Here is a 21,204-nt window from a genome sequence, read left to right as displayed (position 1 = left end):
GCCGTTAAACTCCTCTGCGCCAATGGTACTTCGTCTCAAGACGCGGGAGAGTAGGTCGCTGCCAGGCCTGCAAAGCACAAATTACGCCCAGATCCCACAAAACACGCAAAGCCCCCGCATCCCAAAAAGAGCGGGGGCTTCGTGCGTTCTGCACACACAACGAAAAGCCCGAAGACCCCGCAGAGCAAGCAGGGCGCACAAGGCGGACGTTCCATCGGGTACACCGCGGGCTCGAGCGCCCAGCAAGAACACAGTTCCGCGATGCTGAAGCCAAAGCCCGGCCTCAGCTTGGCCGGTCGCCGGCTTCCCCATCCCCCGCGCCTGTTCTAAGGATGGAGCTGACGGTACGTCGGCTGGGTCCATCTCCCGTTCGCGTGCCGCAAGCACAAGAAGGGGACTCCATGTTCAACGTCCGCAGCGGCCTGCTCGCCGCGCTGTCTCTCGCGCTGTCCTCGGCGGTGGCGCTCGCCGATCCGGTCAAGGTCGGATTCATCGCCACCTTGTCGGGCCCGTCCGCGCCGCTCGGCGTGCACATGCGCGACGGTTTCCTGCTGGCGGTGAAGGAACTCGGCGGCAAGCTCGGCGGGCAGCCCACCGACGTGATCGTCGTGGACGACGAACTGAAACCCGATGTGGCGGTCTCCAAGGTGAAGGGCCTGCTCGACCGCGACAAGGTGGACGTGGTTGCGGGCGTCGTCTTCTCGAACGTGATGATGGCCGTATCGAAGCCGGTGTTCGAGAACGAAACTTTCCTCATCTCCGGCAATGCCGGCCCCTCGCCGCTGGCCGGCAAGGGGTGCTCTCCCTATTTCTTCGCCGCGTCCTATCAGAACGACCAGAACCACGAAGTCATGGGCAAGTATGCCCAGGATCAGGGCTACAAGCGCGTGGTATTGATGACGCCGAATTATCAGGCGGGCAAGGACGCCATGGCGGGCTTCAAGCGTGCCTATAAGGGCGAGGTGGTCGAGGAGATCTTCACGCCCCTCGGCCAGCTCGATTTCTCCGCCGAACTGGCCAAGATCCAGGCGGCCAAGCCCGACGCACTCTTCACCTTCATGCCCGGCGGCATGGGCGTCAATCTCGTGAAGCAGTATGCGCAGGCCGGGCTGTCCGGAAAGCTTCCGTTCCTCTCCGCCTTCACCATCGACGAGACGACGCTGCCCGCGACGCAGGATGCCGCCCTCGGCCTGCTTTCGGGCGCTGACTGGGCGCCCAATATCGATACGCCCGAGAACAAGGCCTTCGTTGCCGCCTTCGAGAAGGAATATGGCGTCGTGCCCTCGCTCTATGCGGCGCAGGGCTATGATGCCGCCAAGATGATCGACGGCGCACTGAAGGCAACGGGCGGCAAGGTGTCGGACAAGGAGGCCTTCCGCAAGGCCCTTGCGTCCACGCCCTTCAAGTCCGTGCGCGGCGATTTCTCCATGGGGCGCAACGGCTTCCCGGTTCAGGACTTCTATGTGGTGAAGGCGGTGAAGCGCGCGGACGGCAAGTTCGAGACGCAGACCGTGCAGAAGGTCTTCACCAAGGCCGTGGATGCCTATGCGACGGACTGCGCTCTGAAGTGACCGCTCCCGAACGGGCGCCGTAACGGCGCCCGTTCGTTATCCGGCTCGTTGATCAAGCGAACTCTGACGGCGCGACCGGCCTGTTTCAGGCCCACTCGCCCTTGCGGAAGACGGAGGTGCGGCTGCCGTCGGCGCCGATGCCGTCGATGTCGATCTCGCCCGAACCGATCATCCAGTCGATGTGGATGAGGCTCTTGTTGCCGCCCTGCGCCGCGATCTGCTCCGCGCTGAGGTTCGCGCCATCCAGGAAGCACTTGGAATAGCACTGGCCGAGCGCGATGTGGCAGGCGGCGTTTTCGTCGAACAGCGTGTTGAAGAACAGCAGGCCGCCGGCCGAGATGGGCGAGGAATGGGGCACCAGCGCCACCTCGCCGAGACGGCGGGCTCCCTCATCGGTGTCCAGCACCTTGTTCAGCACCTCTTCGCCGCGCGAGGCTTTGGCCTCGACGATGCGCCCCGCCTCGAAGCGGACCTGAATGTTGTCGATCAGCGTGCCCTGATAGGAGAGGGGCTTGGTGCTGGAGACATGGCCTTCCACCCGGTGCGCGTGCGGGGTTGTGAACACCTCTTCGGTCGGAATGTTGGCATTGCAGACGATGCCGTTCTTGGCCATGGAGGCGCCGCCCTGCCATTCATGCCCGTCCGCGAGGCCAACGACGAGGTCGGTACCGGGGCCGGTGAAGTGGAGCGCGGAGAAGCGCTTGTCGTTCAGCCATTCGGTGCGGGTGCGCAAAGCGGCATTGTGGGCGGTCCAGTTGGCGATGGGGTCGTCATTGTCCACGCGGGAGGCGGCGAAGATGGCATCCGCGAGCTTCGCGACGGCAATGTCGTCCGCCACATCGGGAAACATCTGCCGGGCCCAGGCGACGCTCGGGAAGGCGACGATGTTCCAGTTGATGTCGAAGCCGGCGATCTTCTCCAATGCCGGCTTGTAGGCCAGCGAGTTGGCCTTCGAGGCGCGGGACACCTTGGCCGGATCCTCGCCCGACAGCAGCATGGGGTTGTCGCCGACGATGGCAAGGCGCGCGGTGTTCTGCGAGAAGGCTTTCGCGACGCCCTCATAGAGCCAGCTGGCGGCGCGGTCGAAGCTGGCGTCGGGCGCGTTGCGATAGCGCGCGAGGGTGATTTCATCGTCCGAGAACAGCGGGATCACGAGGCCGGCGCCGGCCTTGTAGGCATGCTCGGCGATGCGGCGCACCAGCGGCAGCGCGGCGATGGGGGCGGTGAGGAAGAGGTCCTGCCCTTCCTGGAGGTTCAGGCCCACCTTCACGGCCACCTGCGCGAGGCGGTCGAGCTTCACCGGGTCGATGGTGGCGGAAACGTTGCGCTGGTGCTCGGTCATGGGGATGTCCCTTAAAGGCTCATGCTCCATACATAGCGCGCCCGCGCGATTTCGGAATGCCTCGCCGGTGATTTGCCGGCGAGGCAGGCCTCTCACCAGCGGTAGGCGAGCGTGCCATAGACGGTGCGGCGCGTGCCGTAGAGCACCGAATTCCAGTAGAAGCCGGGCGTGTAATATTCGGTGTCCAGCAGGTTGGTGCCCGTGACCGAGAGGGTGGCGCCCTTCAGCCGCGGGTCGAGCTTTCCGAGGTCATAGCGCAAGGCGGCATCGAGCAGCGTGTAGCCCGGCACGCTGATCTGGGTGCCCGAGGTCGTATTCATCACGGCATAGGAACTGCCGATGTAGCGCACGCCTGCGCCCGCGCCGAGGCCGTTCAGCGCGCCATCGCGGAAGGTGTAATAGGCCCAGAGGGACGCCGCATTCTCTGGCACGCCGGCGGGTACGGTGCCCACCTTGGAAACGCCGCTCTCGTTGGGATTGTCCTGCGTCACCCTGGCGTTGAGGTAGGTGTAGGAGGCGACGATATCGAGATTGTCGGTGAGGCTGGCCTTCCCTTCCAGCTCAAGGCCGCGCGAGCGCACCGCGCCATCCTGCACCGAGTAGCCATAATTGATGGGATCGTTCGTCAGCACGTTCTGCTGGGTGATCTGGAACACCGACGCCGTGAACATGCCGCGCCAGCCGGTGGGCTCGTATTTGATGCCCGCCTCATACTGCTCGCCCGTGGTGGGCTTGAAGGCATTGCCGTTGTAGTCCGTGCCCGCCACCGGCTGGAAGGAGGTGGAATAGCTGACATAGGGCGTGATGCCGGCGTCGAACCGATAGCCGAGGCCGACGCGACCGGTGAAGGCGGAGTCGGTGGCGACGCTTTTGGTGTCAGTGAAGCCGAAATCGGCCAGCAGGGTACGCGAGTTGAAGTTGTATTCCTCGTCCCGCACGAAATCCTGCCGTCCGCTCAGCGTCAGCCGCCAGTTGCCCAGGGAGAGCTGGTCCTGCGCGTAGAAGCCGATCTGGGTGATTTTGCTCTGGGTGTCCGACCACGGCAGGCCGAACGCATAGGCGAAGTTGTAGTTCGGGGTGAAGATGCTCAGCGCGTTGTAGTTGGTGGAATTGGTCCGCGTCTCGGTCGAGTTGTAATAGCCCGCATCCACGCCGAACAGCAGGTCATGGCCGATGGGGCCGGTGGCGAACTTGCGCGAGACGTTGGTGTCGATGAGGAAGCTGTCGGAGGTCTTCGGCCGCTGCTGAACGCCGATATTGATATACTGACCGTCCACGACGGCGAGCGTCGCATCCGAACCCCAGGAGGAGACGTAATCCACGTCGGAATGGGTGTAGCGCGCGTTCTGCGTCAGCTTCCAGCCGCTGTCGAACTCGTGCTTGAACTCGTAGCCTGCCGAGAGGTTCTCCACCGTCCAGTTGGCGAGCCCCGGTGCCCCGAGATAGAGGCTGGGCGAGATCTTCGGCGTCCCCGGCGTGGCGAACACCGTGTTGGCCATGGGCAGGCTCTGCTCTGAACCGCCCTTTTCCGTCTTCTGGTAGCTGGTGAGGAGGGTGAGGCTGGTCTGGCCGGTGGGCTGGAACGTCACGGCCGGCGCGAAATAGATGCGGTTGTCCGGCGAGTAGTTGATCTGTGTGTCACTGTCGCGCCAGAGGCCGGTGAGGCGATAGAGAACGGTGCCGTCCTGCGTCGCCGGGCCGCCGATGTCGAACGCCCCCTGAAGCCGGTCGAAACTGCCGCCGAGCAGTTCGATCTCCCGCACATTATAGGTCGTGGGGCGCTTGGTGACGGCATTGACGAGGCCGCCCGGTACGCCCGCTCCATAGAGGGCGGAGGCCGGGCCTTTCACCACGTCGAGCCGTTCCAGTCCGTAGGTCTCGACGTCGGCATCATAGGCGTTGAAGCCGCCGCGCAGGCCATCCCGGTAGAAGGCGGCCTGGTCAATGGCACGAAAGCCGCGCAGGTAGATGTCCGGCATGCCCTGGCCACCAGGATAGTCCACCACGCGCACGCCCGGCGTGTAGGCGACGGCGCTGTTGAAATCCTGCACGCCGCGCTGGTCCATCTCCGCCCGCGTCACCACGCTGATGGACTGGGGAATGTCGATGAGCGGGGTGTCCGTCTTGGTGCCGGCGGAGGTGGCCAGCGCCACCAGTTGCTGGTCGTCCCCCTTGCCGGCCACGTCGATGGTATCGAGCAGGATCGTCCCGCCCGCATCGCTTCCCTGCGCCGCGGGGGCGCTGATGGTCACCGTGTTGGCGCTGATGAAGCGGTAGACGAGGCCCGTGCCCTGCAGGAGGCGGGCGAGTGCGATGTCGCGGGAATAGGTGCCGGAGAGCCCCGGGCTCTTGCGTCCCGCCACGAGATCGGAGGGGAAGAGCAGACGCAGCCCGGCCTTGTCCGCGAAGGTCGTGAGGGCCGCCCCGAGATCCTGCGCGGGAATGCTGTAGGCGAGGGGAGCCGGTGCCTGTGCCCGCGCCGGGGTGCCGCCGCTACCTGCCGCGAGCAGGAGCCCGAGGGCGACCGAGCCCAGCCAGCCACTGCGCCGTTGCCCCATGCATCCTGCTCCTGCCGTCAGCTTGCCCATCATCGTCCTCCGGATCCGTGCATCGCGCCGGCGCGGCCGGCCGCATGTGTTCGAGGCAAGGACGAAACGATCGCTGCGGGCTTGCAGCGCCCCGGCGTGCTTTTCTGCTGAGTACCTGCTCTTTTTCAGGATTCTAAAGAATGAGACTGACGAACGGCAGCCGCACGACCCGCACCGGCAGGGTCTGTTCGATGGTGTCGAGCACCGAGAGTGGGTCGTTCAGGTCGAACACGCCGGTCACTTCCAGCGCGCCGACGCTGCCGGAGGCAATCACAAGGCGCGTGCGCGTGTGGCGCTGGAGTTCGCCCACCACATCCGCCAGCGGCCGGCGGTCGAAGATCAGCTTTCCCCGCCGCCAGGATGTGGCATGCGCAGCGTCGATGGCGGTGGGGTGGCCGAGGGTGCCGGCGCCATAGCGTACGGTCTCGTTGGCGAGCAATGTCACGGCAGGAAGGGGACCCTGCACGCCCACCGACACCTGGCCCTCCAGCACGGTGACGACGGTGGCCTCCCTGCGGATGTCCACGTCGAACTGCGTACCGACGGCGCGCGTCCAGCCGTCTGCGGCCCCGACGATGAAGGGGCGGGCGGCATCCGGCGTCACCGTGAAGAGGGCCTGCCCCCCGATCAGCGTCAAGCGGCGGGTGGCGGGGGAGAAGTCCACGGCCAGCGCGGAGCTGGCGTTGAGCAGCACGCGGGAGCCGTCGGCCAGCGTAATTTCGCGGGTCTCGTTCACGCTCGTGGCATAGTCCGCTCTCGGCCCGCCGGGCCACAGCCCCGTGCTCGCGCCCGCAAGCCCCAGTGCGGCCAGCGCGCCGGTACCGAGGACCGCCCGCCGGGTGATCCGGGCCCGGCTCGCCCTGCGCTCTGCCCTGAGGCCGGCGCCGGCACTGCCGAGCCCGTGCCAGAGCGCCTCGGCCTCGGCGGCGGCTGCCTCGTGGGCGGCGCTCTGGGCACGCCAGCGGGTGAAGGCGCCGCGCTCCTCCGGCGGGCTGCGGCCGGAATGGAGGCGGACCATCCACTCGATGGCCTCGTCGCTGAGGGCGATGTCGGCAAGCTCGGGGCGTGGAGAGGGGGGCATGTGTTCGCCCTCAGCCCATGGCCCGCAGATGGTCACGGCAGTGCCGCAGCGCCTGCGCGAGATATTTCGCGACCATGCTCTCCGAGACCTTCAGACGGGCGGCGACCTGCGCATGGCTCATCCCGTCGCAGCGGTTCATCAGCAGCGCCGCACGCGGCTTGGCCGGCAGCTCGGCCAGAGCCATCACCAGCGCCCGCAATTCGTCCCGGTGCAGCGCATAGGCCTCCGGAGAAGGCGCAAGATCGGCAATCTCGCGCAGCACGGCCTCATCGCTGATGCAGCGCATGGCGTGGCGCCGCTCCCGCCGCAGCAGGTCGATGGCGATATTGCCCGCGATGCGCAGCAGGAAGGCGTGGTTGTCCCGCACCCCCGCCGGTTGCTCCCGCATCCCCGCGAGACGCAGCCAGGTTTCCTGCAAGGCTTCATCGGCGAGATCGCGCGATCCCACGCGGCGGGCCAGATGGCCGCGCAGCTCCCGCCACTGGCGCATGTAAGCCAGCATCAGCTCGGAAGGGATATCGGTGGCGAGCGACATGACGCGAGGGGGAAGCAGGGATCGTGGAAGCTGGCCCGACGATAGTTCACGGGAGGGTTTTACAGCAACATCAATGATTTAGAGTTCTGCTAAAGAAGAGCTCCAGGTGTCGCTCCGGCCATTTCTGGCGCCCCCGCGGGCGGGGCGCCCAACATTTGGACGTGCACTGCCCCCACATTCAGCGGCGGATAAATTGCAAGCCGGACAATGACTTCTATGATCTTCCGCAGCCTTTTCCTGCGTCCGGATCGCCCATGACCGCTCCCTGTGACCTCACCGCCGTTGAACTGCGCCGCCGCATCGGTGCCAAGGAGATTTCGCCGGTCGAAGTGCTCGAGTCCTGCCTGACGCGGATCGCGCTCATCAATCCGGCCGTGAACGCCATGGTCGTGCTCGATGCGGACCGCGCACGGGCGGCGGCGCGGGAGGCGGAGGCCGCCGTGATGCGCGGCGATGACCTCGGCCCGCTGCACGGCATCCCGGTGGCGGTGAAGGACGCGCAGGACCTCAAGGGCGTGCGCACCACCTATGGCAGCCCCATCCATGCCGATCACGTGCCGGCGCAGGACGGCGCCTGCATCGCCCGCCTGCGGGACGCCGGCGCCATCCTGATCGGCAAGACCAACACGCCGGAATGGTCGGCGGGGGCGAACAGCCGCAATCCGGTGCACGGGGTCACGGCCAATCCGTTCGATCTCACCCGGTCGGCGGCGGGCTCGTCCGGCGGCTCGGCGGCGGCGCTTGCCTGCGGCATGGCGCCCCTCGCCTCCGGGTCGGACATGGGCGGCAGCCTGCGCAATCCGGCGGGCTATTGCGGCATCGTCGGCATGCGCCCGTCCCCCGGTCTGGTCGCCAGCGACAAAAGGGCGATCGGCTGGTCGCCGCTCGCCACCGATGGCCCGATGGCGCGGACGGTGGCGGATATCGCCCTCATGCTCTCCGTCATGGCGAGCGATGATGCCCGCGATCCGCTGGCCTATACGCTGCCGGACGAGCCGGTGCGCGGCCGCCCTGAGCGCTGGGTTCTCCCCCCTGTCGCCCTCAAGGGGCTGAAGCTCGCCTTCACCGATGATTTCGGCTTCGCGCCGACGGAGCAGCACATCCGCCGCGTCTTCCGCAGCCGCGTCGGAGCGATCTCGTCCCTGTTCGCCGAGGTCGAGGAGGCCGCGCCCGACTGCACCGGCGCGGACGACGCCTTCGCCGTGCTGCGGGCCTCCAACTTCCTCGCCAGCCATGGCGCGGGCTATCGCACCCATCCGCACATGTATGGGCCGCTCGTGCGGGCCAATCTGGAGGAGGCGCTCACCTACAGCCTCTCCGATTATGCCCGCGCCGCGTCTGCGCAGACGCGCATCTACCGCGCCTATCAGGCCTTCTTCGCGCAGCATGACGTCCTGGTCAGCCCGACCATCACCTTGAGCCCGCGGCCCTGGTCGGAATCTTATCCCACCGAGATCGATGGGGTGGCGACGCAGAGCTATTACCACTGGCTGGCGCTCGCCTATGCGGTGACACTGGCGGGCCATCCGGCGGTGAGCCTGCCGCTCGGCCGGGACGAGGCGGGCCTGCCCTTCGGTCTCCAGATCGTCGGGCGGCGTGGCGGCGATGCGCAGGTGCTGGCCGTGGCGGCGGCGCTGGAGGCCGCCTGCGCCTCCGAGCCTCTGCTGTGCCGGCCGGTGCCCGATCTCGTTGCGCTCGCCGAAGCCAAGCCGCTGCGGGACGCTCCGGGGTTCCTCGACTGGATCTAGGCTCGGCTTTCGGGGGAGCCTGACGGCACCAGCCCAAAAGAAACGCCCGCCGTTCAGCTCTGTCGGAGCCGGACGGCGGCGTTTTCGTCTGAGGGGGATCAAGGAGGTTGCGCGCGGGACTGGCCCGCGCGCAACACGTGTCAGCTCAGAACTGCATCTTCAGGCCGCCGGAGCCGGCGTAGCTGGTGCTGTTGTCCGAGAACAGGCCGTTGAAGTTGGCGAAGACCGCCGTGTTGGCGGTGACGCCGAACTCCAGACCCACCTTTGTCTGCACCGCATCCGCCGAGGGGCTCACGCCCTGCACGAGGAAGCTGCTGCCCGGCAGGGCGACGAAGCTGTTGGTCAGGCTACGGTCGGAATAGAAGTCGTGCACATATGCGAGCGTCGCATCCGCCCGCAGGGCGCGGCCGCCATCCATCGGCATGGCCGCATCGAAGCGGGCGCCGAGGAAGAGCGGGGCGCTCTGGGTGCTCTGGCCGTTCACCTGCAGGCTGAGGTTGCCCACGGTGCCGGTCTGGCTGTTGACTTCATTGAAGGCCGAGCTGTTGAGCGTCGCGAACTCCATGGCGGCGAAGGGCGTGACGCCGAAGGCGCCGAAGCCGAACCGCTTGCCGATTTCGCCGCGCACCCGCGCCTCGTAGGAGTCGAAGCTGCCCTTCTCGTTCTCCACCGCCAGCGCGCCGACGCCGCCGGCGACGCGCTTCACGTCATTGGAGAAGCCGCTGAAGGTGAAGACCCCGCGCACATAGCTGTCCGAGGGCATGGCATAGGTGGTGTAGAGCGAGAGGTGCGCGCCATCCACCGTGCCCGAGGTGTTGAGGCTCGTGGTGCTGAACTGTGAGGTGGAGCCGCCCAGCGCGATGCCCACCAGCCAGTCCGGCTGCACGCGATAGTCGAGACCGACGAGGCCGCCCCAGGTGGTGCTGCTCTGGCCGGTGAGACCGGGCGCGGCATCGATGCTGGTGGTGCTGCCGAAGGCGCCGCCCCACACGTTCCAGCGCGGTTCCGGCGCGGGCGCCGGCACGGCCTTCACGGGCGGGAACTTCGTCTTCGGCGCGGCGGCATAGTTCAGCGCCGGGGACGACGCGGACGCTGCCGGCGCGGTGCGGCCGTAGGTGAACCAGGTGTCCTGCTGGTCCTGGATGTTGGAGGTGAAGGCGGAGGTGGCCTGGAGGGCCGCGCCCTGGCTGGCGGTCAGACCCGCGCCGCTGACGCTGTCGAGCGCCGCCTGGCCGAGCCCGGCGGATGCCTGGTTGCTCAGGAAGACGCCGTTGACGAGCGTTCCCGCCGCTGCGGTGGCCGCAGAGGGCGCCGCCGCGTTGAGGGCGGTGCCGACGCTGCGCTGATTGGCCGTGGCCGCGACGGTGGCGTAGTTCACGTCCGTGCGGTTCATGGTCAGCGTCACTGTCTTGGCGTCATAGGACAGAGCGGACGTCAAGTTCGAGCCGCTCGTGGTGACGCCGGCGAACTGGCCGCTCACGCCGCCGGTGGCGCTGACGAGCGCCACCTGGGTGAAGGGCAGGAAGGTGCCGGCGGCGCCCACCTGTACCGTGCCGCCCTGAAGGGTGGCGGTGCCGTTCACCTGCACGTTGCTCGTGGTCGTGGGGGTGGCGGTGATAAGGAGCTTGGAATTGGCCGCCATGGCGAGGTTGCCGTTGACGGTGAGTGTGCCGGCGCTCCCGAGTGTGCCCGGCATGAGCGTGCCGCCGCCGTTCACGGTCACGTTGCCGACCCGACCGGTGCCGCCCAGCGTGCCGCCGGAGTTGACCGTGGTCGGCGAGACGATGGAGCCGTTCACGATCAGGTAGCCGCCATTGATGACGGTGGGGCCGGTGTAGGTGTTGTTGCCGGAGAGGGTTAGCTGGCCCGTACCGCCCTTGGTGAGGCCGCCGGTGCCGGTGATGTCGTTGCGCCAGGCGTCGGCCGCGTTGTAGCCGCCGAGGCTCGCGTCCATGGTCACGTTCACTTGGCTGTTGAACGCGCCATAGCCGTCGAAGGCGGCGTAAAGGTTGAGCTGGCCCCAGCCGTCATAGGTGTTGCCGCTCAGCTGGGCATAGCCGGAGGGCAGCGCTGTGGTGGCGAGGATCTCGGTGCGCTGCGCGTCGCTCAGATAGGGGAAGCGGGTCAGCAGCAGCACCTGGGCCTGAACGGGTACGTCCGCCGCCGTCATGGCCTTCACCGGGCCGATGACCGGCAGGCCATAGGTGAGCCGGGCCGTATAGAGCGCCTTGTTGGCGGCCGAATAGGCGAGCGGATCGGTTGCGCCGAAGCCTGCCGCCTGCGCCTGCTGGATGCAGGCCTGTACGCTCACCGCATTGCAGGAGGCGGCGAGATAGTTCTGGGTGTCGTTATAGGCCTGATAGACCGCATAGGCCGAGGCATTGGCCGGATTGGTCCAGTCGAGGCGGTTGCCGGTGGAATCATAGAGCGCGCCGTAGATGTTGGTGGCGACGATGGCGCTCGATTCCATGCGGCCGCCGATCACGTCGAGCGGCGAGTGCATGCCGGCGAGGATGCGGTTGTTGCCGAGCTCTGAGGCCGCCATCAGCATTTCCTGGCCGCGCTGCGGAACGAGGAAGGCGACGGCGTAGGACTGGAGATAGCCCGAATTGGTGTGGCCGCTCGGGAAGCCGCCGTCCGCATAGGGGTTGGTGCCGTTGATGCGCTGGTAGAGCAGCGTCGGGATGTTCACGGCGCTGGTGACGCGGAACGGACGCGGGGAGGTGCCGATGCCCGGCACGTAGTCGCCCACGTTGAACAGGGTGGGCGTGAAGTTGCCGGCCGCGTCATAGCTGCCGACGTTCGGCACGCTGATGGGCTGGCCGCCGTTGGCCGCCACCATGGCCGCCGTGACGGTGAAGCCCTTCACCCAGTTGTCGACGGTGCCGTAAGCCGCCGGCACGGTGAACTGCGAGAGATAGCCCGGCACCACGAAGCTTGCGGTATCGGCGGTGGTGAGGCCCGTCTTGGTGGCGGCGCTGTAGTTCTGGTAGCGGGAGTCCAGCGGATTGATGGCCGGGGTCGCGCCCTGATAGCGGTCGAACGTGCGTTTGGCCGGCTCGGTCGAGGCGTTGGCGCGGGCGATGTTGTCGATGAAGTTCACCGCCGAGGCGAGCGGCGTCTTCGTGCCGTTGCCGAAGGTCTGGGAGCCGGCGCTGGCATTGCTGAGAAAGTTGATGTCGCGCTGGTAGTCCGCGAGCGTGCCGGCGACATAGGTGGTCGGGGTCAGGCTCTGGGGCGCGGTGCCCGAGGTGGAGGCGCCGGCGCCCGTCAGGTAGAAATTCGTCAGCGGACCGAGACCGTTCATCACGTTGTAGGCCTGCGAGGTCCGGTCGGCGCGGATCGCTGCTTCCGTCTGCGCCGCCGTGCGGTTCTGCGTCATGGAGACCACGGTCTGATAGTTCTTCACCATCACTTCGGGATGGTTGACCATCAGATCAGTGTAGGCGTCGAGCACCTTGGTCAGCGTGGTGCCGGTCGCGGGGGTCGTGCTGTTGACGAAGTTGACGGGCGGAGAGGTGGGAACCTGCTGCGCCAGGGCGTAAGCCGGCAAAAGAAAAGTAGACGAAAACAACGCGATCGATAGACGACGCACTTCACCCTCCATACGAGCCCACCATGGCGCGTGCTGGCGATGCGCTTAGATAGGCTGCGTTACAGATTGATGACGTGCTCGTCTTTGATCCTACTATTCATCAGGAATATCGCCGAACATAACAAGTGATAGCAAGCAGAGGTATCAACGTGCGATGTTTGTACCATTATTTGCCGGCGTTCATCTCGGAAAAATGGGTGCCAGATTGTTGACCTAGGGTCAGATGAACGTGATCCATTGGGCGTCGCCACGTCCCGGAATAATCGCGCGGCAGCGTGTCTGGCGAAAATTTCGCAATTTGTGGAAGATTACGCCGGATGTTCTTCGCTCGCCTGCCGGCTGCCAGCCTCCGGCGCCTCGGGGGGCAGGCCGAGCATTTCCTCAAGGATGCGCGCATAGGCATCGAACATCCACGCGTTGGTGAGCGTGTGATCCGCATTCTCGATGAAGCGCAGGTCGGCATATCCGGCGTCGACCAGATCCCGCTGGTGGTCGGGAAAGAGGATGCCGAGCTCCACCAGACCCCAATCCTGCGTGCCGTAGACCAGCGTGAGGGCCGTGCCGTGGGCGACCAGCGCCTGTAGCAGGCGGCGGGCGCGGGCGCCCGGCTGAAGCGCGGGAAGGAAGCGCCGGAGCGTGCCCTTGAGGCGGCAGCTCACGGACAGAAGGGCATAATGCCAGAGCAGCAGCACCCGCTGCGTCACATAGCGGCGCCGGAAGAAGGCGGGGCCGAACTCCGGATTCCGGTTCCAGAGGAGGGCGGCGCGCCAGCGGCGCGTCCTGTCTGCGAGGCGCACCGCCAGCCGGAGCGGGCGGCGCCAGAGCGGAATGGCCGGGTCCTCGTCGCGAATGTAGAAATAGGGGAGATTGACGAGCACTGCGGCCCGAATGCGGGGATCGTTCGCCGCCGCATGAAGGCCGATATAGGCGCCGGCGCAGATGCCGGTGAGCAGCACCCGGCTGCTGCCCTGCTGCACCAGTTGGTCCACGGCGGCGCGGACATCCTCCACGCGGCCGAGATCATGGAAGCCTACGGTTTCGTCGGGGTCGGCCGGTGCGCAATCGCCGATCTTGTCGAGGTCGAGCCGCAGGGTCGGCACGCCCCGGGCCGCCAGCCGCCGGGCCAGCCGCACGCCGCTGCGGCCATTGCCGGTGTGGTGATTGAGGCCGGAATTCAGGATCACCGCTCCCCAGTCGGCCTTCACATGCGCGGGGCGTGTGAGGATGCCGAGCGCCCGCCCGCCGGGCCCGAGCCGCAGCACAAGCTCCTGAAGGCCGGGCGCGACCTCCAGCGCCTCTCGGGCCGGCGGAACTGGTGGTACCGCCGCGCGTGGCGCGCCCTCGGCGAGCCATGTCGCCGTCTCGCGGAAGGCGCGCAGCGGAAGCATCAGATCCTGCGCATGCTGCGCCAGGCCGTCGTGATGCTGGAAGGGCCCCCACGCGATGTCCGCGGGGAGCGCCGCGGGCCGGGCGGCAGGGGAAGCGATCCGCACCCGCACATGGGAAAGGCTGCCGAGCCGGGCCTCGCCGTCCAGAATCCGCAGCCGTGCGAGATCATCATTGTGCAGCCGATAGCCGAGGAACTCCCGCCAGCCGGGCGGCAGGCTGCCCTCGCGCGAGGGCACCATCGAGCCGCTGAGCAGAAGCTCACGGGCGTAGGTCTTTCCCGACAGGACGGGCGCGAGGAGCGCGAGGGCGGAGATGCCGCCGAACGTCTGCGCCGCCTCGATCGCCAGCAAAGCGCCAAGGCGCAGTCCGCACAGGGCGATATCCTCAAGGCCGGTCTGCGCCTTGAGGAAAGCCGCCGCCGCGCCGATGCTGGCGATCCAGCGCTCGATCTGGCCCGGCGTTTCCTCCCCCGCGGAATCCCCCGTTCCCGGATAATGGAAGCTCAGCGTCGGCAGCCCGGCCTCGGCGCACATGCGGGCGAGCACCAGCGTGGCGCGCTGGGTGCTCAGGGCCTCATAGCCGAAGCTTTCGCAGATGATCACGCCGCGCCCGCGCGCCCGTCCCTCCGCCGGCAGGTGCAGCCAGCCGGCGCAACCGTCGAAGCTGATGGGCAGCATGGTGGGGGCGGCCGCCGTCAGACGAACAGTTCGGCCCGGACCCCGGCCGGCCAGAGCCGGGCATCGAAGCCGTGATGCCGAAACAGCGCCAGCGTCAGCCGCTCGATGCCGAAGGCCACGCATCCGCTGCGCACCATTCCGCCGGCGGCGTCCCTCAGGGGCCAGATCTCCGAGAAATGCGTCATGTGATAGTTGCAGCTGATGCAGGCGGTGGGCTCGCTGGTGCTGCCCACCGGCACCAGCAGCTCGAACTTGAGCAACTGCTCCATCTGCCCGGCGGCCATGATCTTGCCGCCGCGCCCGAAGAAAGGGTCGCTCGCCGGCGCGGTCGTGGAGGGCAGGCCGAGCGTTTCCAGCCAGCGGCTGGCGCGGGCCATCCATCCATCGCGGAAGGCCAGCACCTGCGCCTCGCTGCCGATGCGGACCAGTTCGCGCATGCGGAACATCTGCATGCGGCAGGGGTCCACGGAGGGCTCGTGCCGGAAGCAGTAGGAGGAGACGTCCACCAGCCGTCCGGCCTCGGCCAGAGGGCCCTGTGCGGCGACGACCGGATAGACCGGATAGCAGGCGGCCGGCGTCACCACGACTTCGGAGGGCTGCTGGAGATCGTCCCAGTCCTCTCCGGCCTCGATGCAGGCCAGCATGCGGCGGTGGTCCGCCTCATTGCCGCAGAAGCAGTTCACCGTGCCGGCGAGATGGGGAAAGCCCTTGAGATAGCCGCTGGCGATGAACTCCTGCCGCGACATGACCGGAGGAAAGCGCATCCGCTCGGGCGCATCGGCCGCCGCAAGGCGCGTGATGGCGGCTTCGAGCGCGTCCGCCACGGTCTCGTAGGCGGCGCCGCGGCCGTAGAGGCCATCGACGCCGGTGGGGATCAGCAGGCCGGCGGCGATCAGCTCGGCCCGGAAGGCGGCGGCCGAACTTACGGGAAAGGCCAGTTCCACGCGGCTCATGGCAGGTCCTGTTCTGCGTCGAAGGCGCCGAAGGCGGTGCGGTTCACCAGCAGCAGCCGGCCGGCGTCGGCGAGAATGGCGTCATTGTTGATCATCAGGGGCGCCGCATAGAGGTCGCGCAGATGGCGGCTCAGGCTGTAGGGCCCCTCGTTGCTGTAGGCGGTGAAGCCACACAGGCGCATGCCCATGTCGGCCACCGCGAGCGCGGTGTCGGAGAGCCGCGTCTTGAGCAGGATCGCCTCCAGCGCGCCGGGATCAGCCCGCTGTCCGTCATACACGGTGATGGCGCGAGCGAGGGCGGCCTCCATGTCCTGGAGATGCCCGTGCATGCGCGCGAGCGTCGGCAGGCCGCGCTCGGCCGCAGACGAGCCGCTGCGCATCCGCGTGCGCAGGAAGGCGCGGCAGCGGGCCAGCACGTCGGTTGCAATGCCGAGCCAGACCGCGCCCCACAGGATGTGGGCATTGGGCACCATGGTCTGTTGCGCGATCTCGCCGAAAGGGACGTCCAGAACCTGTGCCCGGTCGCCCGTGCCGCTGATGCGGAAGCCGCCGCTGCCGGTGCCGCGCAGGCCCAGCGCATTCCAGCCGCGATAGGGCTCGACGGTCGCCTCCGCGCGCGGTAGCACCACGAGCACCTGATCGGAGGCATCCGCCTCGCCGTCCTTGCGGGCCGTCAGGAGGAAGGCGTCGGCCTCGGCGCCGTAGGACACGGTCGAGCCCTGCTTCTCCAGCCGGAAGCGCCCTTCGCCGGCCGGCTCGACGGCGCAGCGGCTGGTGCGCAGGCGCCCGCCAATGCCCTCCTCGGACGTGACGGAGGCGAGCAGCAGGCCCTGCGCTGCCACGGCGGCGGTGAAGTCGCGCAGCCACGCATTGTCGCCCGCATGCCGGACGAGGCAGGCGAGCTGGTTGTGGTGCATGGCGAAGACCATGGCGGTGGAGGCGCAGGCCGCGCCGAGCTCGCAGGCCATGCGCGCCAGCGTCGCAATGCCGGTTCCCGCGCCGCCGAGTGCCGGTGGCACGGCGCAGCCGAGTGCGCCGGAGGCCTTCAGCGCCGCCACGGCCTCCGCGGGGTAGCAGCCCTCCTGATCGACGGCGGCGGCGTGGGTGCGGGCCGTCTCGCAGACCTGCGCCCAAAGTTCGCGATCGGGCGCCTCGGCCCGTGGGGCGAGGTCGAGGGCGCCGGTCATGCTGCTGCGGCCGCGCCGAGCTGCCGGCGGACCAGCGCCGCGAGCCCGCCCAGCGTCTGGAAGGTTGCACGGGTTAGGGCATCGTCCGGAAAGGCGATGTCGAACCGGGCCTCGATTTCCAGCATCACATTGACGGTGGCGAGCGAGGAGAGGCCGAGGCCGTAAAGGTCGTCGTCCGGCCCGATGGCGGCAGGGGCGACGGCCACCTTGCCCTGCACCTTGAGGATCTCGCGCAGCTGGTTCTCGATTGCCTGATCGGTCACGTCCGCATGCCTCCTCGAGCCATTCCCGCCGGGCGGGCCCGGTCCGGGCGCCTTCCGGAAACGGCCGGCTTACCCATCGCGCCAGCACTCTCTATGGAGGCACTTAACTACCATAGTCACGCGGCCGTGAGCAGCCTCTTTGTCAGGCATACAGACGATTTCAGCTGTCCTTAGGGCACCGTTCCGGGGCGGCAGGTGAAGGCAGGCCAGGGGGCGTCGTGATAAAAAGGGCGCAGCTCGATCTTCTGCAGGTGCCGCCAGATTTCATGCCGGGCCGGAGGACACAGGCGCATCATGGCCGAGGTCGGATTGCCCCGCCATGCGGCGGGCGGATGAATCTCCACGGAGAAGAGGCCGAGATTGTAGATCGGCTCCTTGGCCCACCATTCGGTCGGCAGGCGGCTTGCAACGTAGCTGCGGATCTCGAGGCGCGGATCGAAGGGAAAGGGGTCGATCTCCGGATCGGTGCTGCCCTGTGCCGGCAGATCGCTGCGGGGCATGCCCTGCAACTGGGCGCCGGCGGGTCCCGCGAGGCTTGCGGCCAGAAGAGCACCGCCGGCCAAGGCGCTTGCGACTTTCGCGAGCGCATGTTTCATCCTGCCCCCGGCCGTACGGGCGACCGGCGCGGTGTGACCAGCGGAGGCGGTTCCTCGCGACTTCGGCATGATGGCTCTTCGATCCCTTCTGCGGCTGGCCCTCTCGCACTGGGCCTATGGCGCCGCGCTTGTGGTACGCGGGCTTGAGCTTGTTGGAAAGCTGGGCCTCTACATGCTGGCGGCGCGTGTGCTGGGCGCGCACGATGCCGGCCTCTTCTTCCTGTGCATCACATGGGTGGGCCTCATCTCCACACTCGCCCGCGGTGGGTTCGAGAAGGCGATCATGCGCCACATGGCGGCGGAACTGGCCCTTGGCCGCGTCGCGGAGGCGCATCGGGCGCTATTCGGCGGCGTCGCCAGCGCTTTCGCGGGCGGGGCACTGGCCACGCTGTTCACCCTGCTGCTCGCCCAGCCGCTCTCCACCCACGTGTTCGGCCAGCCGGAGCTTGGCCCGTCCCTCGCTCTGTCGGCAGCGGTGATCCTGCCGCAGACTCTGTGCATCGTCATCGGGCACGGCCTCTCCGGCCTCAACCGGGGCGTGGCCAGCCAGTTCGTGCAGAACGGGCTGTGGCCGGTCATCACGCTCGCCACCGTGGCGGCCGGAGTCCAGTCACTGGATGGCATGCTGCTGGCGCTCGCCTTCGCCAATGCGGCGTCCACCGCCTGCGGCGTTGCGCTGATCCTGACCCACCGCCACACGCCGCCGTCCGAGGACGAAGCGCAGGCGCCGGATGCCCTGCCGCCCTTGTGGCGGACGGCCTTCCCGCTCGGCATGGTGGAGGTGGTGCAGGTTTCGCTGAACTCCATTCCCGTGCTGGTGCTCGGCGTCTTTGCGCCGCCCTCGGATGTCGGCGCCTTCAGCGTGGCGAGCCGCATCTCCATGCTGATCTGGGTGGTGATTCTGTCCATCGGCACCATCGCGGCCCCGAACTTCGCCAGCCTGCACCGGATCGGCGCCTGGGATCGCCTGCGGGCGCTGAACCGGCGCGTGCGGCTGGTGGTGGCGCTGTGCGGCCTGCCGGTGATCGCGGCGATGATGCTCTTTCCCACCTTCCTGCTGCATCTCATCGGCCCCGGCTTCGAGATGGCGCGGCCGGCGCTGCTGGTCATGAGCGTCGGCCAGTTGGTGAACTGCCTGCTGCCCTGCCAGGACATCCTGCTGGCCATGACCGGCCACGGCGGCGTCCTGCGCTGGCTCAATGCGGGCCAGCTCGCCACCTGCTGCCTGCTCGGGGCGGTTCTCATCCCCCTCTATGGTATGATGGGGGCTGCGGCCCTGACGGCGCTCTTCATCGCGCAGGGCGCCATCGGCACCACGCTCGCGGCGCGGCGTCTTCTGCCGCGCGCCGTCTGAGAGGGCGGCGCCGGACAAGGCCGGCTTGTTAAGGTTTTTCGGCTTGTCTCGCGTGGGGGTACGGGCGTCGGGGCAGGGGCCGGACCGGAAGGGTTTGATCGCGGCTCGCGGTATCGCGTCCACGAAGACCGAGGAAGATGATGATTTCTGGGCACGCCGGCGAACTGGAGAACAAGGCGCCAACCTCGTGGGCCGAAGGCCGGTCCGCGGCCTTCACCATGCGGGATTTCTGGACCGCCGCCTTCTTCCACCGCCGCGTCGTCCTGCTGGCCGCGCTGCTGCCCATCCTGGTCGGCATCTTCGCCTGCCTCGTCACCAAGACCGAATACACCGCCTCCAGCCTCCTGCTGGTGATGGTGAACCGGGAGGTGGCGACCCAGAACGTGACGGACAGCGGCCCTTCGGTGCTCTCCATTGAGGGCCTGAAGCAGGTCGAATCCGAGGTCCAGATCATCGAAAGCGCGGACGTGATCCGCGACGCCATCGCCCAGATCGGCCTTGAGCGCCTGTTCCCGCCGGGCCGGCTGTCCTTCCTGCGCGATCTGGTGCCGAGCGGGATCAGTCCCATGGACCGGGCCATCGAGCGCTTCCGCAAGAACATGCGCACGACGGTGCTGTCGGGCTCGAACATCGTCCAGGTGAGCGTCTCGAACCCCAACCGGGATCTCGCCATCGAGGCCACGGATGAGCTGGTGAAGGCCTATCTCGCCTATCGCCGCAAGATCTTCGAGAACCCCACCGCCAACATCCTCATGGTCGAGGTGGAGCGCTTCAAGCGCGACCTCACCGCCACCGACAACGAGATCGAAAGCCTGAAGCGCAAGGCGGGGGTCATCGACTTCGCCCAGGACGCGGTGCTCGCGGCGAACCAGGTGGACGGCATCGTCCAGCGCCAGCGGCAGGTGGCTGAGCGCAAGGTCGCGGTGGCGGCCCAGCTGGAAAAGGCCGAGCAGGAGATGCAGGCCCTGCCGGAGACGGTGTTCGACTTCGCCCAGAAGAGCAATGCCTCCGGCAATGACGACGACCGCAACATCCTGACCCGCCTCCTCGTGGAGCGCGACCGCCTGCTCTCCCAGTTCACGCCCTCGAGCCCGCAGGTGCGCGAGGTCGAGCAGAAGATCGACACGGTGCGCAAGACCATGGGCGCGCCGGACCCGCGCCTCTATGCGACCAACCGCGACGTGCGCAATCCGGCCATCAGCTACATGAACAACATGGTGCTGAGCCTGCGCGTGGAGCTGGACGCCCTGAGCCGGCAGGAGGCCGAGCTCAACGAGCAGAAGCAGCAGGCGCAGGGACGCGTCGCCACCCTCCAGGGCGTGGAGACGCGCCTCACGGAGCTGAACCGCCAGCGCGAGACGCTGAGCGAGGGCTATCGCGAGTATCTGCGCCGGGCGGTGGCCGCCAATGTGGAGGAAACCGCCTCCAAGGTGCGCGCCTCCAACGTGCGTGTGGTGGAAGCGGCGGGCGCCGCCGTGACCAGCCGCAGCATGGCCCTGCCGTTCCTCGCCGCCGGTGTGTTCGGCGGCCTGCTGTTCGGCGCCGCCGCCGGCGCCATCGCCTCCGCCCTGCGGACCGGCTTCATCACCCCCATGGAGGTGGAGCGGCTGCTCGGCCTGCCGACCCTCGCGGAGTTCGCGGACGGGCGCGCGCCCTTCCAGACGGTGGCGGCGGAAACCGCCATCGGCGGGCTCGCGACGCTGCTCCTCGATTCCGAGCTGGATGGGCGGCCGCTGCGGGCCTTCCATTTCCTGTCGCAGGAGCGGCATCCGGATGTGCCGGTCTTCTGCCAGCGGCTGGCGGAGGAGTTTGCCATCCAGCGCGGCCTGCGCACCTTGCTCATCGACCTGTCCGAGCCTGCCGGCGCGCACCGCGCCGATGACGGCGTGGAAGCGCGCGGCGGCCTCACCATCGCGCGCACGCCTGTGCCGCTGCTATGGTCTGTGGCCGACAGCGAGCGCTCTCCGCTCCTCAGCGTGCGGCTGCCCATGGTCGAGGGGCAGCGGATGATGAAGGAACTGGAGGACCAGTTCGACGCCATCATCATCTCTTCCTCCGCTTCGGTCGCATCCTCGGTGAAGCACCGCCTCAACCGGCTTGTGGATGCCAACATCCTGATTGTGCGCGCGGAGGAGACCCGCAAGGCGGCGGCCCTGCGGTTGCGGGCCGACGTGCTCGAGAGCGGCGGCGTCCTCATGGGCTTCGTCTTCATGGGCCGCAAGTATTACGTGCCGGGCTGGATCTACCGCATTTCCTGACACTTAAGCGCTCATTAACCATGGGGATTTAGGTTCGGTTTACCAAGATCGGACCGGCGATTCCCTG

14 protein-coding genes are annotated in these 21,204 nt (G+C 67.7%); 4 read left to right on the top strand and 10 right to left on the bottom strand.

Features of this window, described 5'->3' with window-relative positions; translation table 11 throughout:
* The first annotated feature begins 401 nt into the window (after nt 1-401).
* On the top strand, nt 402-1,571 hold the full coding sequence (locus tag DFO45_RS22480) for an ABC transporter substrate-binding protein (protein ID WP_133866608.1): 1,170 nt from the start codon (nt 402-404) through the stop codon (nt 1,569-1,571).
* An 85-nt stretch (nt 1,572-1,656) separates the two neighbouring features.
* Here DFO45_RS22480 and DFO45_RS22475 read toward each other — a convergent pair whose 3' ends face one another.
* The 4 genes from DFO45_RS22475 to DFO45_RS22460 form a co-directional block, all read right to left on the bottom strand.
* Complete coding sequence (locus tag DFO45_RS22475) at nt 1,657-2,913, bottom strand: aminopeptidase (RefSeq protein ID WP_133866607.1); 1,257 nt, start codon at nt 2,911-2,913, stop codon at nt 1,657-1,659.
* Nucleotides 2,914-3,005: 92 nt separating this feature from the next.
* The gene (locus tag DFO45_RS22470) at nt 3,006-5,471 is read right to left on the bottom strand and encodes a TonB-dependent siderophore receptor (protein WP_166657227.1); all 2,466 of its coding nucleotides are present in this window, start codon (nt 5,469-5,471) and stop codon (nt 3,006-3,008) included.
* Nucleotides 5,472-5,634: 163 nt separating this feature from the next.
* Complete coding sequence (locus DFO45_RS22465; RefSeq protein WP_133866605.1) at nt 5,635-6,582, bottom strand: FecR family protein; 948 nt, start codon at nt 6,580-6,582, stop codon at nt 5,635-5,637.
* 10 nt (nt 6,583-6,592) lie between these two features.
* Complete coding sequence (locus tag DFO45_RS22460) at nt 6,593-7,117, bottom strand: RNA polymerase sigma factor (RefSeq protein ID WP_133866604.1); 525 nt, start codon at nt 7,115-7,117, stop codon at nt 6,593-6,595.
* Nucleotides 7,118-7,371: 254 nt separating this feature from the next.
* Between DFO45_RS22460 and DFO45_RS22455 the strand changes: the two genes are divergently transcribed.
* A complete protein-coding gene (locus DFO45_RS22455) occupies nt 7,372-8,865 on the top strand; it encodes an amidase family protein (protein WP_133866603.1) in 1,494 nt (497 codons plus the stop codon).
* Between the two features lie 145 nt (nt 8,866-9,010).
* On the opposite strand, the gene DFO45_RS25465 is transcribed toward DFO45_RS22455, so the two are convergent.
* The 6 genes from DFO45_RS25465 to DFO45_RS22425 all read right to left on the bottom strand — a co-directional run bounded on the left by DFO45_RS25465 (nt 9,011) and on the right by DFO45_RS22425 (nt 17,525).
* Nucleotides 9,011-12,418, bottom strand: coding sequence for an autotransporter domain-containing protein (locus tag DFO45_RS25465; RefSeq protein WP_133866602.1), 3,408 nt, complete (start codon nt 12,416-12,418; stop codon nt 9,011-9,013).
* A gap of 350 nt (nt 12,419-12,768) precedes the next feature.
* Complete coding sequence (locus tag DFO45_RS22445) at nt 12,769-14,526, bottom strand: alpha/beta fold hydrolase (RefSeq protein WP_133866601.1); 1,758 nt, start codon at nt 14,524-14,526, stop codon at nt 12,769-12,771.
* A gap of 17 nt (nt 14,527-14,543) precedes the next feature.
* On the bottom strand, nt 14,544-15,479 hold the full coding sequence (locus DFO45_RS22440) for an amino acid--[acyl-carrier-protein] ligase (RefSeq protein WP_133866600.1): 936 nt from the start codon (nt 15,477-15,479) through the stop codon (nt 14,544-14,546).
* Nucleotides 15,476-16,666, bottom strand: a complete 1,191-nt coding sequence (locus DFO45_RS22435) for an acyl-CoA dehydrogenase family protein (RefSeq protein ID WP_133866599.1) — start codon at nt 16,664-16,666, stop codon at nt 15,476-15,478. Before DFO45_RS22435 ends, DFO45_RS22440 begins: the two co-directional genes overlap by 4 nt.
* Complete coding sequence (locus tag DFO45_RS22430) at nt 16,663-16,929, bottom strand: acyl carrier protein (RefSeq protein ID WP_208299853.1); 267 nt, start codon at nt 16,927-16,929, stop codon at nt 16,663-16,665. Before DFO45_RS22430 ends, DFO45_RS22435 begins: the two co-directional genes overlap by 4 nt.
* Before the next feature lie 170 nt (nt 16,930-17,099).
* Nucleotides 17,100-17,525 carry a hypothetical protein gene (locus DFO45_RS22425; protein ID WP_133866598.1) on the bottom strand — a complete coding sequence of 142 codons (426 nt, stop codon included), beginning with the start codon at nt 17,523-17,525 and terminating at the stop codon, nt 17,100-17,102.
* Between the two features lie 67 nt (nt 17,526-17,592).
* Between DFO45_RS22425 and DFO45_RS22420 the strand changes: the two genes are divergently transcribed.
* Both DFO45_RS22420 and DFO45_RS22415 read left to right on the top strand, forming a co-directional pair.
* Entirely contained in the window at nt 17,593-18,879 is a 1,287-nt protein-coding gene (locus tag DFO45_RS22420) for an oligosaccharide flippase family protein (RefSeq protein WP_133866597.1), read from the top strand.
* A 137-nt stretch (nt 18,880-19,016) separates the two neighbouring features.
* Nucleotides 19,017-21,137, top strand: coding sequence for a lipopolysaccharide biosynthesis protein (locus DFO45_RS22415; protein ID WP_012172942.1), 2,121 nt, complete (start codon nt 19,017-19,019; stop codon nt 21,135-21,137).
* The last annotated feature ends 67 nt before the right edge of the window (nt 21,138-21,204 follow it).

The organism is Azorhizobium sp. AG788, from assembly GCF_004364705.1.
Lineage (GTDB): Bacteria > Pseudomonadota > Alphaproteobacteria > Rhizobiales > Xanthobacteraceae > Azorhizobium > Azorhizobium caulinodans.
This window is presented reverse-complemented; position numbering and strand designations above follow the sequence as displayed.

Excerpts from the sequence above, each read along its gene's own strand:
- DFO45_RS22480 (WP_133866608.1), top strand. The coding sequence starts at position 402 with ATGTTCAACGTCCGCAGCGGCCTGCTCGCCGCGCTGTCTCTCGCGCTG.
- DFO45_RS22475 (WP_133866607.1), bottom strand. The coding sequence starts at position 2,913 with ATGACCGAGCACCAGCGCAACGTTTCCGCCACCATCGACCCGGTGAAG.
- DFO45_RS22470 (WP_166657227.1), bottom strand. The coding sequence starts at position 5,471 with ATGGGGCAACGGCGCAGTGGCTGGCTGGGCTCGGTCGCCCTCGGGCTC.
- DFO45_RS22465 (WP_133866605.1), bottom strand. The coding sequence starts at position 6,582 with ATGCCCCCCTCTCCACGCCCCGAGCTTGCCGACATCGCCCTCAGCGAC.
- DFO45_RS22460 (WP_133866604.1), bottom strand. The coding sequence starts at position 7,117 with ATGTCGCTCGCCACCGATATCCCTTCCGAGCTGATGCTGGCTTACATG.
- DFO45_RS22455 (WP_133866603.1), top strand. The coding sequence starts at position 7,372 with ATGACCGCTCCCTGTGACCTCACCGCCGTTGAACTGCGCCGCCGCATC.
- DFO45_RS22445 (WP_133866601.1), bottom strand. The coding sequence starts at position 14,526 with ATGCTGCCCATCAGCTTCGACGGTTGCGCCGGCTGGCTGCACCTGCCG.
- DFO45_RS22440 (WP_133866600.1), bottom strand. The coding sequence starts at position 15,479 with ATGAGCCGCGTGGAACTGGCCTTTCCCGTAAGTTCGGCCGCCGCCTTC.
- DFO45_RS22435 (WP_133866599.1), bottom strand. The coding sequence starts at position 16,666 with ATGACCGGCGCCCTCGACCTCGCCCCACGGGCCGAGGCGCCCGATCGC.
- DFO45_RS22425 (WP_133866598.1), bottom strand. The coding sequence starts at position 17,525 with ATGAAACATGCGCTCGCGAAAGTCGCAAGCGCCTTGGCCGGCGGTGCT.
- DFO45_RS22420 (WP_133866597.1), top strand. The coding sequence starts at position 17,593 with ATGATGGCTCTTCGATCCCTTCTGCGGCTGGCCCTCTCGCACTGGGCC.
- DFO45_RS22415 (WP_012172942.1), top strand. The coding sequence starts at position 19,017 with ATGATGATTTCTGGGCACGCCGGCGAACTGGAGAACAAGGCGCCAACC.